The following is a 13407-nucleotide window of genomic DNA, read 5'->3' on the forward strand; positions in this document are numbered from 1 at the left end:
TCTGCGCGAAGACGCGCTTCGCGCTTTTGCCCGGCCATGACGTCGCGGAGGCGTTAGCGCTCATGCCATTCAGATGCCCGGCGGCAAGCGGGGAGAGGCGAAAGGTCAATCACACATGAACACCGCCTTCCTCATCCAGCTTCTGGTCAACGGCCTCGTCGTCGGCACGCTCTATGGCGTGGTCGCGATGTCGTTCGTGCTGATCTACAAGGCGACGCAGGTCGTCAACTTTGCGCAGGGTGAATTGCTGCTGGTCGGCGCCTGGGTGTGCTGGGCGCTGCTCGCCAAGTATCAGGTGCCATTCTGGATCGGCATGCCGATCACGCTGGTGTTCATGTTCGTGTTCGGCATCGCGATCCAGGTCCTGATCCTGCGGCCGATGATCGGCGAGCCGATCATCTCGGTGATCATGGTGACGATCGGACTCTCCACCGTGCTGCAGGCGACGCTGAAATGGATGTTCGGCGTCAACCCGCAGCCGTTCCCCCGCGTGTTCGAGAGCCAGTCGGTCGCTCTGTTCGGCCTCCAGATCCAGACCGTCTATGTCATGAGCCTGATCGTGTCGGTGGCTATGATGATCGGCATGGCCTGGTTCTTCCGCGCGTCGAAATACGGCCTTGCGATGCGGGCCACCGCGTTCAACCAGCAGGTGGCGCAGTCGCTCGGCATTTCCGTCAAGAGCGTGTTTGCGATGGCCTGGGCGATCTCCGCAACCGTCTCGGCCGTCGCCGGCGTCGTCGTCGCCGTGGTGAACGGCGTCTCCTCAGGCCTTGCCGCCTACGGCATAAAAGTGTTTCCGGCGGCGATCCTCGGCGGGCTCGATTCCGTCGGCGGCGCCGTGCTCGGCGGCATCATCATCGGCCTGCTCGAGAACATCGCGCAATATGTCGATAGCCAGTACCTGCACTGGGGCAATCTCTACGAGATCGCACCGTTCTACGTCCTCATCATCGTGCTGATGATCAAGCCTTACGGCCTGTTCGGCACCCACGACATCGAGCGGATCTGACCCATGGCCGGCCCTTCCCTCATCCCCGCTGGTGATTTCCGCACCTCCTATGCGGCCGACACCACGATCTTCCCGACCACGACCAGCCGGAATTTTGCAATTCTCGGCGTGCTTTTGCTCTGCCTCGTGCCGCAATTCATCGGCGGATACTGGCTCAGCATCCTGATCCAGATCGGCATCTTCTCGATTGCTGCGCTGGGACTGAACATCCTGGTCGGCTTCACCGGCCAGATCTCGATCGGCCACGCCGCCTTTTTTCTGCTTGGCGCTTTCTCGTCGGCCTATATCTCCAACAACGCACCGATCCCGGTGTTCTTCGCGATCCCGCTCGCCGGTGTCGTCACTGCACTGGTGGGGTTGATCTTCGGCATCCCGGCGGCGCGGCTCAAGGGGCTCTATCTCGTCATCGCCACCCTTGCCGCACAATACATCCTGCTCGACTTCTTCTCCCGCGCCGAATGGTTTTCCGGCGGATCGGTGCCGGCGAGCGCCGAGCCGTTCTCCATCTTCGGCTACACGCTGCGCGGCGACCGGCAATATTTCTACGTGGTGCTGGCCTATGTGCTGGCAAGCTACATCCTCGTCACCAATCTGATGCGCACGCGCGACGGCCGCGCGCTGGTGGCGATCCGCGACCATTATCTCTCCGCCGAGATCATGGGCATCAACCTCACCAAATACCGCACGCTGTCATTCGGGCTTGCCGCCTTTTTCGCCGGCATCGCCGGCGCGCTCTTTGCGCACTACCAGCTCGTGGTGTCGCAAGAAGGTTTCGGCATCGAGCGCTCGATCCTGTTCCTCGCGATGATCATCATCGGTGGCACCGGTTCGATCATGGGCACGCTGATGGGCACGGCCTTCGTGGTGCTGCTGCCTGAGGCGATGGAATGGATCAGCCTGCACCTGAAGGGCGGCGCGATCGACCATGCGCTGGCGCTCAACAACAATCTCACATTTCTGCGCGAGATCGCGATCGGGCTCATCATCATCGTGTTTCTGATGTTCGAACCTGATGGCCTCGCGCATCGCTGGCGGCAGATCAAGGCCTATTGGAAACTCTACCCGTTCTCGTATTGAGCGCGGCTATCTCAACAACCAATAACAGGAGGAGACCACCAATGAAGACAAGAGCCCTTTTGAGCACCGCTTCACTCGCGCTTGTCATCGCCGCATTTTCGGCCGGCGCACAGGCGCAGATCGCAATCGGCCATCTCGAGGACCGCTCGGGCGGCACGGCCGACGTCGGCACCCCCTTCGGCCAGGCCGTCGCCGACACCTTCGCTTGGGTCAACAAGAATGGCGGCGTCGGCGGCAAGCAGCTCAACGTCGACACCAATGATTACGGCTACCAGGTGCCGAAGGCGATCGCGCTGTACAAGAAGTGGTCGGCGCCGGACAACAAGGTCGCCGCCATCATGGGCTGGGGCACGGCGGATACCGAGGCACTGACCGGCTTCCTCGCCCAGGACAAGATTCCCGACATGTCCGGCTCCTACGCTGCGGCTCTGTCGGACCCCGAAGGCACCAGCGGCAAGGCCAAGCCCGCGCCGTACAATTTCTTCTACGGCCCGACCTATTCGGACGCGCTGCGCGCGATGCTGATGTGGGCGGCGGAGGACTGGAAGGCCAAGGGCAAGCCGGGCAAGCCGAAATACGTCCACATGGGCGCCAACCATCCCTACCCCAACGCGCCGAAGGCCGCCGGCGAGGCGCTGGCCACCGAGCTCGGTTTCGAAGTGCTGCCGCCGCTGGTGTTCGCGCTCAGCCCGGGCGACTACAGCAGCCAGTGCCTGAGCCTGAAGAGCTCGGGTGCGAACTACGCCTATCTCGGCAACACGCCGCAGTCCAACGTTTCGGTGCTGAAGGCGTGCAAGGCGGCCAACGTGGACGTTCAGTTCCTCGGCAACGTCTGGGGCATGGACGAGGCCGGCGCGAAGGCTGCCGGCGACGCTGCCGACGGCGTGGTGTTCCCGCTGCGCACGGCAGTGAGCTGGGGCGGAGATGCGCCCGGCATGAAGACGTTGATCGAAATCTCCAAGATGTCCGACCCTTCAGGCAAGGTCTACCGCCCCGTGCATTACGTCGCGGCTGTCTGCTCGGCTCTTTACCTGAAGGAGGCGCTCGATTGGGCCGCCAAGAACGGCGGCGCCACCGGAGAGAACGTCGCCAAGGGCTTCTATCAGAAGAAGGACTGGGTGCCGTCAGGCATGGAAGGCGTCTGCAATCCCTCGACCTGGACCGAAAAGGACCATCGCGGGACCATGAAGGTCGACCTCTATCGCACGAAGGTCTCGGGCGCGACCGATGGCGACATCAACGACCTCATGGCCAAGGGCACGATCAAGCTCGAGAAGGTCAAGTCGGTCGAGCTGCCGCGCAAGCCGGAATGGTTTGGCTGGTGAGCCCAACCTCAGGCGTCATGGCCGGGCTTGTCCCGGCCATCCACGCCTAACCAATCGGTACGAAGTACGTGGATGCCCGGGACAAGCCCGGGCATGACGAGCGCGGCAAATTGGCGGCACCCATCATGACTGACACCCTCGAAGCATCTCGCACCACCCCCACCGTCGTCCCTGCACCGCCCCTCCTCGCCGTGCGCAACATCGAGGTCGTCTATGACGACGTCATCCTGGTGCTGCGCGGCCTCAGCCTCGACGTGCCGAAGGGCGCGATCGTGGCGCTGCTCGGCGCCAATGGTGCCGGCAAGTCGACGACGCTGAAGGCGATCTCGGGACTGCTCAAGACCGAGGACGGCGAGGTCACGCGCGGCGAGATCCTGTTCGAGGGCGAGCCGATCGCCGGCGTCGATCCCGACAAGATCGTCCGCCGCGGCATCTTCCAGGTGATGGAGGGCCGGCGCATCATCGCCGACATGACGTCGCTGGAGAACCTCAGGCTCGGCGCATTCACCCGCCGGGACCGCGAGGTCGATGCCGACCTCGATATGGTCTTCAACTACTTCCCGCGCCTGAAGGAGCGTACCGGATTGGCCGGCTATCTTTCCGGCGGCGAGCAGCAGATGCTCGCGATCGGCCGCGCGCTGATGGCGCGCCCGAAGATGATCCTGATGGACGAACCGTCGATGGGCCTGTCGCCACTGCTGGTGAAAGAGGTCTTCTCGATCATCCAGGAGATCAATCGCGACCTCGGCGTCACCATCCTGCTGGTCGAGCAGAACGCGCGCGCCGCGCTGTCGGTGGCAAGCCACGGCTACATCATGGAACAGGGCAAGGTCGTGCTCGACGGCACCGCCGACGAGCTGCGCGACAACGAGGACGTCAAGGAATTCTACCTCGGCGGCGCTGGCGACCAGCGCAAGAGCTTCAAGAACCTCAAGAGCTTCAAGCGGCGCAAGCGGTGGCTCTAATCTTCCAGGACTTGCTCCGCTTCCGTGACTGCACAGAGCACATGATAGAACGACGACGCAGGAATGGTGTCGACCAGCGATTTGCCGTCGCTGTCGAACTGGTCGTACCAGCCGCCCCGCACGGGATGGCTGAGGTAGTGCCGTTCGAGCCGCACCAGCGCCGCGCGGGCTTCATCCGCCGCACCCGCTTCGCCCGACTCGGCCTGTGCGATCCACGCCTTCGCGATCTCGGTCTGCGGCCAAAGCCGGCGCGTCGAGCGGCGGATGTTGCCGGCATCATCGCCCTCGTCGACCACACAGCCGGTGGCCGCGTCGCGATAGCGCAGCGCGGTCGCCAGCAGTTCTGCGCGCCGCGTGCCCGTCGGGCAGCCCGTGATGCGTTCAAACCCTTTCAGCAGCCAGACCCATTCCGCCTGATGGCCCGGCTCGACGCTGACCGGCTCGATCTTCGACCAGTCCTCCTCGAAATACTCCGTGAGGATGCGCTTCTGCTTGTCGTAGAGATTGGCGAGGAACAGCGCGAAGAATTCACCGGCACGATTCTGGAACGACAGATCGTGGGTCGCGTCGAAACACGCGATCATCGCCTCGAACAGATGCATGTGCGGGTTCTGCCGCCGCGGCAGCGTCACCGGCAGGCCTTCGTGGACACCGCCATGCGGCGAGCGCAGATGGCCATCGAGGAAGGCAAGCAGCGCGTCGATCTCGGTGCGAATTTGCGCGTCCCTGTCGAGCGAATAGACGGTCGCCAGCGCAAACAGAATGAAGGCGTGGTCGTAGGCATCGCGCCGCGCGTCCAGCACCGCACCATCAGGTGTCAGACGGTGCACATAGCCGGGCTTACCATCGGGCCCCTTCGCCTTGGCCAACATGTGCTCGAGCCCCTTCAGCGCGATGGCGCGGCCTTGCGGATACCAGCCCATCTGCGCCGCCTTGGCGTAGCAATAGATCTGGCGGGCCTGCACCATCACCCGCCGCGGCGCGGCCGTATCCGCCGTGCCGTCGCGATGCAGTCGGTCGATGAAGCCCCCCGTGGTCTGGTCCCAACCGACGGTCGACCACAACGGGATCGAATCCTCGATCATGCGGTGCTTCAGGCGGGCGACGACGCCTGCCGCCTCCTCCGCCGGAATGATGCTCTCGTCCGCCATCGCGTCCTCTCCACGCCCCGCCAATGGCCGTCTGATACCTATGCGGGCGGCGGCGTGCAACGGATGCCAACCCGGAAAGATCTGCCATGACCGCCCATTACGACGCCCTCGAGACGCGCGAGCATGCAGCGCGCGAGGCCGATCTGCTCGCCCGCCTGCCGGACGTGCTGCGAAGCGCCCTGGCCGCGCCGGCCTATGCCGAACGCTTCAAAGGCATCGACCCCGCCGCCGTGACCTCCAGGGCGGCGCTGGCAGGCCTTCCCGTACTGCGCAAATCGGAACTTCCCGCCCTGCACAAGGCCTCCCAGCCCTTCGGCGGCTTCGTGGCGGCGCCCCCGGGGTCATTCGCCCGCCTCTTCACCTCCCCAGGCCCGATCTTCGAGCCGGAGGGGCGCCAGGCCGATCCCTGGCGCGGCGCGCGGGCGCTGTTTGCAGCCGGTTTCCGCCCCGACGACATCGTGCTCAACACCTTCAGCTACCACCTGACCCCCGGCGGCTTCATCTTCGACTCGTCGGCCCGCGCGCTCGGCTGCGCGGTGATCCCGGCCGGCCCGGGCAATACCGAGCAGCAATTCGAGCTGATCGAGGCCTACCGCCCGGTCGGCTACAGCGGCACGCCCGATTTCCTCAAGATCCTGCTCGATGCGGCTACGACCGCAGGCCGCGACGTCACCTCGATCAAGCGCGCGCTGGTCTCGGGCGCAGCCTTTCCACCCTCCCTTCAGGCCGAGATCAAGGCGCGCGGCATCGACGCCTACCAGGCCTTCGGCACCGCCGATCTCGGCCTTGTCGCGTTCGAGACCGAGGCCCGCGATGGCATGGTCGTGAACGAGGATCTGATCATGGAGATCGTCAAGCCCGGCACCGGCGATCCCGTTGCGCCGGGCGATGTCGGCGAGATCGTGGTGACCTCGCTCGATCCGCATCATCCATGGATCCGCCTCGCGCTCGGAGACCTCACGGCAGCGCTGCCAGGGCCCAGCAAATGCGGCCGCACCAATATGCGCATCAAAGGCTGGATGGGCCGCGCCGATCAGACCACCAAGGTCAAGGGCATGTTCGTCCGCCCCGAGCAGATCGCCGAGATCGGCAAGCGCCATCCTGCGCTCGGACGACTGCGGCTCGTCGTCACGCGCCAGGGCGAAGCGGATGCGATGACGTTGAAGGTGGAAACGGCAGCTGCAAGCGATGCACTGCGGGAGGAGATCGCCGGTACCTTGCGCGCGGTGACCAAGCTCGGCGGCAGCATCGAGCTGGTTGGCCTGGGTGCCTTGCCAAATGATGGCAAGGTGATCGCGGATGAGCGGTAGGAAATACAGCGAATTCAATCCATAGGAAAAATTGGCTTCGTTTTGCCAACTTTTGCGGCCGTGCTCACTCGACATTATCGTCCATCGGCTCTGTTGAGCGAAACTGGTTTTCCGCTCGGCGGCGTTGCCTCTGGGCGCGACACTCATAGCGTTCCAATGCTGCCAAGCGCCGTACCTGTTCAGGCGAGGGAGATTGCAGATCTAAGTCTGCCAGAAGCCCGTTCCGTACAGCGGCGACCCGCTGCAGCTCGGTGCGAACTCGTACCATGTCCAGCACAGCCAGCCTTTGTAACTGGCTGACGCCTTCCGGCAAAAAAGGCTCTAGCCGCACATCCGCAAGAGGATCCGCCGACGCCGGAATGGACAGCCCGTGGCGCAGGGCATTGCGGCTCGATTTTAAACGCCCGGCCGGGCTCTTCGGCCCAGTGCTGCGCTTGGCATTTTCCCGGTTTGCCCGGATTTGCTTTTCAGTGGCCATGGCGGCGGATGTCTTCCTCATCGAGCAGCTCGATTGTCAACGAGGGCAGATCGTGTTCATCCCGATCTTGTTGCCCCTCTTGGCAAGACCCGACCTGAGCAATCTGGTGGATGACTTTCCCTGTCGTTGCCCCCTCGACTACTTGGGAATGCCGCGGGTGACCATGATGGTGCGCCTTTGAATTGTCGTTCGCTTTCGTATGCATCACTTGCGGAGGTTCGAGGCGAGTTGGAGCTACGTCACCTTGGAATTCTGACTTCACCTCTTGGGAAGGTTGGACCTTCCGAGAAGCCTGGCGCTGCTTCATCTCCTTTTGGAGTTTTCGGCGGCCGCGTTCGCGTGATGACGCTAGCTGATCAAACGTCACGATCGCATTGATGTTATTTTGCGCTGACCGGGCGAGGACCTCTGCTTCCGTGATCTCATATTCCGCGAGCCTCGATTGAACTTCGTCGCGCTCTTCCTTGCTCCCGCTGAAATACTTGTCCGCCTCCCGTTCAGGCTTGCTTTCCGAGGACTTCAACCGAGCTTCGCCAGGACGAATTTCAATCAAGAACTCCTCCACGGCCTGCCGTTGGCCGCCGCGCATTGTGGCGTTACTAGCGCGGCGATAAAAACGCTCCTCCCATAGTTTCGCGACAAGATCGATCAGCGCAAACCACTCAAATGAACTCTGCGGCTGGTGATCATCGATCATCGCAGAAACCAGATTCCAATAATGACTTGGCTCCTCGCCTTTGATCAGAATTGGCTCGACGAACAGTCCGACGATATGCTTTGGGACCTTGGCGACCACGGTTTGCGCAGCCTTAGTCTGCGCCCCAACCGGTACTCTCATTGGTTACTCCAACTTACCTGCACAGCAGCGAAGACATCGCTGGCGTGATGTTGACAACGTGCAATCTGCGAGGTGAAACCGACGGCGAAATGCTGTCGGCTATTTTCGGCTTGCTTCACGCAGCAGCTGTCGCAGACCAGTCCGCCCAGCAATGTGAAGCAGCTAGGATTTACAATTCCGGCGCTTCGCTCCTCCCGCTTAGCTCCTGAAAAGAACTCTCGGAGCAACTGTGGTTGGCACGTTGATACATACAACAGAACTACGAATTTCAAATAGCGATACGTTTTTTTATTTGATGCGACTTTAACAAACGATTCAGCTGAACTCTTCAAGTGCCGATTCGCTCTGTAGCTGATCATTGTTCTTCCACTTTAAAAGCGACTGCTATGCGACGATTGAGTCAATACTATAAGCGCGGTCAATGCATTTCACACACGCGAGGCGCAGTAAGACCTGTTCAGAAGCTGGCTCGTTAAAGGTTCAGATCAGGCGGCCTGGCAGCTTGTTGAAGGGGTCCGCCACTTTCCTCTGCATGTCGCCCCGCACTTGAGCTGCCGCTCCAGTGCGGGTGGGGTTCGGAGTCATGGTGTGGGTGGCATGGGTGTGAGTGCGAGTGTGAGTGGCCAACCTTCCGAACTCTGAATTCTAAGTTCGCGGTACTGCTTATCTTCTTCAACATGTGACAGCTGTGTTCAGAAGGGTCAAAACCTAGGGCCGGTCAACGCATTCAACATTGCCATGCCGACTTGAGATCGAGTCGATAGACATCCGAGACGAAGTCGACGATCGCGATACCTCGGCTTAGATGCGCTGCGCGTCCGACGACTTCCACCTCAGCGCATCGATCATGGCCGGAAGTGCGGGCGTTACGTGCCTGCTCCGATAGTAGAGATGCGACCCTTGGGACGGGACGCACTAGTCGTCGAAGACGTTGACGAGCCGTCCCGCCGTCAGATGCGATGCGGCCTTCGGTTCGAGCATCAATCCCAGTCCGGCACCGGCCAACATCAACGCCGCCGCAAGGTCCGGGTCGTCGAGGACGTCCGACAGCGGGAATGCCGACGCCTCCCGAGGTCGCGCATAACGCTTCTCCTAGGACTACCTAGGACCTGCGGCGTTCGCGTCCCTCAAACAAGGCGGCCCTCAACGGCCTCAACGGAGGAATACGTAAGGTCAGTATCCGGCTTCCAAATCAGATTGACGTCGAGGTCGCCGGGAAATATGTGCCAAGGCGTCCCGTTTTCCAGCTCGACTATATGGCTCTCGCTATGCGCCTTGATTTTTATTGCGTGAGGCCACAGGTACGCTCGAGGTCCTTTAGGCGCCTGAGGCCCGCCACGACGAGGCGTTTCTCGTCAAGCTCGCAGCCAGCGATTTGCGCATAAATGAAATCCGTTACTGCCTTTCGCGCCTGCACTTGCTCTTGGTGCCGCAAGCTTTTCATCTGTTCAAAGACGGCCATGACGCGCTCAATGGCGGCGCATGGCCGTCCAATCCATAGGGCGCGAGATTGTGCCGAACCCGCACCGCGCGTCAAGGGCATGTGCACTTTTGCTTCTAGCGAGCACTTAAGCCGACGCCTTTATTTTATTCCAAGCTGCAAGCGCTTTGGATGCTGTCGAAGCGCCCGGTTGGCCTTGATGGATTCCGCGGATCGCGGCCTTATCAGTGGAGCCGGGTTCGAACGCCACTGAGGCGGTCAGGTTTCTCTCGATCCGTCGGGTGACCGACTGTGCCATCACGTGTTTTCACTCTCGCAAGCTGGCGGTACGCCCCTTAGAGGTCAGGCCGCCAATGTCGCATTTCGGTAGGTTTCCTGTCTGCTCATAATCGCCCAAGCTACACGTGCCGTTTTATTGGCCAAGGCGACTGCGGCAACTAGTCTTGGCTTTCGACTGAGCAAGGAGCTTAGCCAAGGGTCGGTCTTGGCTTGTTTCGAACAGAGCAGCACGGTGTGAGCGCTATTAACGAGCAGGCGGCGGAGATAACAGTCACCTCGTTTGCTAATCCCGCCCAGACGCGCTTTACCACCAGTGGAGTTTTGTCGCGGCACCAATCGGCGTGCTCGATCGCCTCGTCAACGACAAACCAAAAGCAAAACAGAAAACGTTCTCACACTATCTGATCAAGATCGCCCGGCTCGGCGGTTATCTCGCCCGCGCCAGCGATCCGCCGCCCGGCAATACCATCATGTGGCGCGGGCTGTCACGCCTCACCGACATCGCGCTGGGCGTCAGGGTAGGAGAATTTGTGGGTATTGAAAGCTACGCCGGATGCTTACGAACAATCGATAGTAACCGAACTGCCTGCGAGCATTGGCAAGCTCGCGCAGTTGGCCGCGCAGGTTCTGTGTCGGGCGACCGGCGACTGGCCGCTGCTCCGACAGACCAATGACGGCCTGCAGGTGCCCGACAGCTCGCGCTTGGCGACAGGCCCTACCATATTTTTGACAGAAGCTCGCGCAATGCCGCTTTATCCAGCATCTGCAAGCGCGCTATTTTAGGCCTAAGCGGTGCCCGATATTGATTGACCGGAACTATCCCGACTATCGTCTGACTGCCTGCTGGGTTTCAGTGGATCCTACCCGGACTTAGCTACACCTCCGGACGGTTAGTTCTTTGATGCGACACTGTTTGGCGTCATCTAATCTTCGTCGTACTCGGCCTCGCGAACTGGCATGCGCCGCTTTTGCCGTCGAGGCCAATGCAGGAGTTGAAAGTTAAAGTGAAGCCTCGCGCAATACTACGGTGGCTGCTTATTTGCGTCGGTACTGTTGCTGTTTCCTTTTCCGTTACGCTCAAGCTCCTGAACTGGTTCGAGGTGGGCCCTGATGTCCAGCGCGTATCCGACCTTGTCAGGCTCAACACGGCGATTGCGGCGTACCGCGACAAGAACGGCTCATATCCCCATTCCGTCAACGATAGCTGGACCGGCCGACGAAACGCATGGGGCCCATCGACGGATAATTGGATTCCAGGATTGGCACCAGTTTATATTTCCGAACTCCCGCGCGATCCTCGAAACCATGATGATGGAACGCAGCAGTATATGTATATATCAAATGGCAAGGATTTTAAGCTTATTAGCCATCTGCCGGACGATTGCGAGACAGTCAAAAACAACAGGCCGGCGATGATTGATCCGGCTCGTTCTCCTTGCCATGCATATGGATTTTGGAGTCCCGGTGCCGCCAAGTGGTGAGAACGGCGGCGGGTCCCGCAACTCGCCGTTAATCTCAATATCGACCGCCATCGTCTAATTGGTGCGTAGCCTTGTGCTCAGGCATTCAAAAGCCCGAAAATTCAATGATATTCTCCGTATAGGCCCTGAAGACGACGCTCCAGGTAATCATGCCTCACCAGCTATCCGCATTTCTCACGGGGTCGACTGATCTGACAACGCCGATTTGGTGTGTAAGCGCGAAGCTGAGGCCGTTCAGATCTTGTAGTTCCACGGCATGAGTTTTTCGATCTGGGAGATGGGCCAACCGTTGGCGATGCGCTGGAGCGTCAGCGCGAGCCAGGCTAACGGATCGACGTCGTTCATTTTGGCGGTCTGCAGAAGGGTTGCGATGGTTGCCCATGTCCGGCCGCCGCCGTCGCTGCCCGCGAACAGCGCGTTCTTGCGCGTAATTGTTTGAGGCCGTATCGCCCGCTCGACGATATTGGAATCGATCTCAACGCGGCCGTCGGTGAGGAAGCATTCGAGAACTTTGCGCCTGGACGTGGCATAGCGGATGGCCTCCGCCAGCTTCGACTTCCCCGAGATACGGGGCAGCTCCATTTCCCAGAGATCGAACAGCTCGGCCACCATGGTGGCAGACCGCTGCTGACGGGCGGCCATGCGGGCCGCCGGCGCAAAGCCGCGGATGTCGCTTTCAATCTTCCAAAGCCCGGCCATGGCCGTGACGGTCTGCGTTGCAAGGCGCGAGCTGCCATTGATGTGCAGCTCATAGAACCGTCGACGCAAATGCGCCCAGCACCCCGCCAGCGTCACCGTTTCATTGCCTGAACCGGTGCCGGTTTTGGCAAGCCTTGTATAGGCCGAGTAGCCATCGACCTGCAGGATCCCGGTGTAGCCCGCCAGATGACGCGCCACGCAGTCGCCACTGCGGCTATCCTCGAAGCGGTAGGCCACCATGGGCGGACCGGCGCCGCCAAAGGGTCTGTCGTCACGGGCATAGGCCCATAACCAGGCCTTTTGGGTCTTGCCCGAACCGGGAGCCAACGTCGGCAAGGTGGTCTCATCGGCAAATATCCGTTCGCCCTGCTTGATCCGTTCCAGAACGTAGTCCGCCAAAGGCTGCAGTTCGAAGCCAACCTTGCCCATCCACTGCGCCATCAGCGAGCGGTCCAGCTCAACCCGGTCCCGCGCATAGATGGCTTCCTGCCGATACAGCGGCAGGCCATCGGCATATTTGGAGACCGCGATCTGGGCCAGAAGCGCTTCGGTCGGGATGCCGCTCTCAATGATATGGGCCGGCGCCGGCGCCTGGATCACACCATCGCGATTCCGGTAGGCGTATTTCGGGCGGCGTGTGACAATTACTCGGAACTTCGCCCGCGCCACGTCCAGACGCTCCGATACGTCCTCGCCGATCTGAACCTTCTCCAGCCCCTCGCAACCGGCGGGAACTCAGGTTCGATGACAATCTCAACCCGCTCCAGATCAGCCGCGAAGCCTTTTCGGGAACGCGGCGCACGTTTCGGCTTGTCCCCAGCGCTGCCATCAAGCTCGGCTTCGATCGCCGCCAGGCCGGTATTGATCTCGTCGAACGCGAAGGCGTGCTGCTCGTCGCTCAATGTCGCGCCGCGCAGGCGCTCGGAGCGAGTACCGTAGCGCGACCGCTCCAGCATCCTCACGATCGCCGTCAGCGTCGCAATCCGCTCGTCGGCCGTCTTGCTCACCACTTCAAGATGGCTGGTGCGTGCCTCCAGTGACGCCTGCTGCTCAGCCATGGCGATGATCATCGCCTTCAGCGCATCAACGTCGTCAGGAAGCTCTGCAGCGGCCATCTTCATCGCCGCCATCACAGCATGTTCGCGGCCGCTTTTCCAAACTTTCCAAATACCTGATTCAAAATGCCACAGGTCTTTCAGCCCATCGATTGCGGCCGCTTCACAGCCACCGGTCGAACCTTCTTCCAGTCCAGCCCATCTAGCGAGGGGATTGAGGAATGTCCCTAATAGTGAATCTGACGAATCATTTCCGGAGGTGGTCGAAGTTCGAGACCCCCACCATCCTCTGTACAGCC

General features: G+C 61.1%; 10 protein-coding genes and 4 pseudogenes. 6 read left to right on the forward strand and 8 right to left on the reverse strand.

The genetic code is table 11. The features are described from left to right. The first annotated feature begins 115 nt into the window (after positions 1-115). From M2427_RS28940 to M2427_RS28955, 4 genes are all read left to right on the forward strand, one after another. Positions 116-1009 (forward strand): branched-chain amino acid ABC transporter permease, encoded by an 894-nt coding sequence (locus M2427_RS28940; RefSeq protein ID WP_280710284.1) that lies wholly within the window; start codon positions 116-118, stop codon positions 1007-1009. A 3-nt stretch (positions 1010-1012) separates the two neighbouring features. Continuing rightward, positions 1013-2086, forward strand: a complete 1074-nt coding sequence (locus tag M2427_RS28945; protein WP_280710285.1) for a branched-chain amino acid ABC transporter permease — start codon at positions 1013-1015, stop codon at positions 2084-2086. 41 nt (positions 2087-2127) lie between these two features. Then, positions 2128-3411, forward strand: coding sequence for an ABC transporter substrate-binding protein (locus tag M2427_RS28950; RefSeq protein ID WP_280710286.1), 1284 nt, complete (start codon positions 2128-2130; stop codon positions 3409-3411). 125 nt (positions 3412-3536) lie between these two features. Beyond that, positions 3537-4376, forward strand: coding sequence for an ABC transporter ATP-binding protein (locus M2427_RS28955; protein ID WP_280710287.1), 840 nt, complete (start codon positions 3537-3539; stop codon positions 4374-4376). Here the strand turns inward: M2427_RS28955 and M2427_RS28960 are convergent. Then, entirely contained in the window at positions 4373-5527 is a 1155-nt protein-coding gene (locus M2427_RS28960) for an AGE family epimerase/isomerase (RefSeq protein ID WP_280710288.1), read from the reverse strand. The genes M2427_RS28955 and M2427_RS28960 overlap by 4 nt on opposite strands. Before the next feature lie 86 nt (positions 5528-5613). Between M2427_RS28960 and M2427_RS28965 the strand changes: the two genes are divergently transcribed. Next, positions 5614-6837, forward strand: a complete 1224-nt coding sequence (locus tag M2427_RS28965) for an AMP-binding protein (RefSeq protein WP_280710289.1) — start codon at positions 5614-5616, stop codon at positions 6835-6837. Positions 6838-6901: 64 nt separating this feature from the next. Here the strand turns inward: M2427_RS28965 and M2427_RS28970 are convergent, their stop codons facing one another. The 4 genes and pseudogenes from M2427_RS28970 to M2427_RS28985 all read right to left on the reverse strand — a co-directional run. After that, entirely contained in the window at positions 6902-7315 is a 414-nt protein-coding gene (locus M2427_RS28970; protein WP_280710290.1) for a hypothetical protein, read from the reverse strand. Then, a complete protein-coding gene (locus M2427_RS28975) occupies positions 7305-8153 on the reverse strand; it encodes a hypothetical protein (protein ID WP_280710291.1) in 849 nt (282 codons plus the stop codon). Before M2427_RS28975 ends, M2427_RS28970 begins: the two co-directional genes overlap by 11 nt. 1783 nt (positions 8154-9936) lie before the next feature. Then, positions 9937-10209, reverse strand: a pseudogene (locus M2427_RS28980) (transposase); the annotation flags it as partial. 210 nt (positions 10210-10419) lie between these two features. Further along, a pseudogene (locus tag M2427_RS28985) lies at positions 10420-10669 on the reverse strand (IS3 family transposase); the annotation flags it as partial. 187 nt (positions 10670-10856) lie between these two features. Between M2427_RS28985 and M2427_RS28990 the strand changes: the two are divergent. Then, on the forward strand, positions 10857-11354 hold the full coding sequence (locus M2427_RS28990) for a hypothetical protein (protein WP_280710292.1): 498 nt from the start codon (positions 10857-10859) through the stop codon (positions 11352-11354). A 234-nt stretch (positions 11355-11588) separates the two neighbouring features. On the opposite strand, the gene M2427_RS42150 is transcribed toward M2427_RS28990, so the two are convergent. The 3 genes and pseudogenes from M2427_RS42150 to M2427_RS42155 form a co-directional block, all read right to left on the reverse strand. Then, complete coding sequence (locus M2427_RS42150) at positions 11589-11699, reverse strand: transposase domain-containing protein (protein ID WP_348521955.1); 111 nt, start codon at positions 11697-11699, stop codon at positions 11589-11591. A gap of 9 nt (positions 11700-11708) precedes the next feature. Further along, positions 11709-12882 (reverse strand): annotated as a pseudogene (locus M2427_RS28995) (IS66 family transposase); the annotation flags it as partial. Next, positions 12863-13183, reverse strand: a pseudogene (locus M2427_RS42155) (IS66 family transposase); the annotation flags it as partial. The pseudogenes M2427_RS42155 and M2427_RS28995, both read right to left, overlap by 20 nt. Positions 13184-13407: the final 224 nt, after the last annotated feature.

It is taken from the genome of Bradyrhizobium sp. BR13661 (genome assembly GCF_029892425.1).
GTDB lineage: Bacteria > Pseudomonadota > Alphaproteobacteria > Rhizobiales > Xanthobacteraceae > Bradyrhizobium.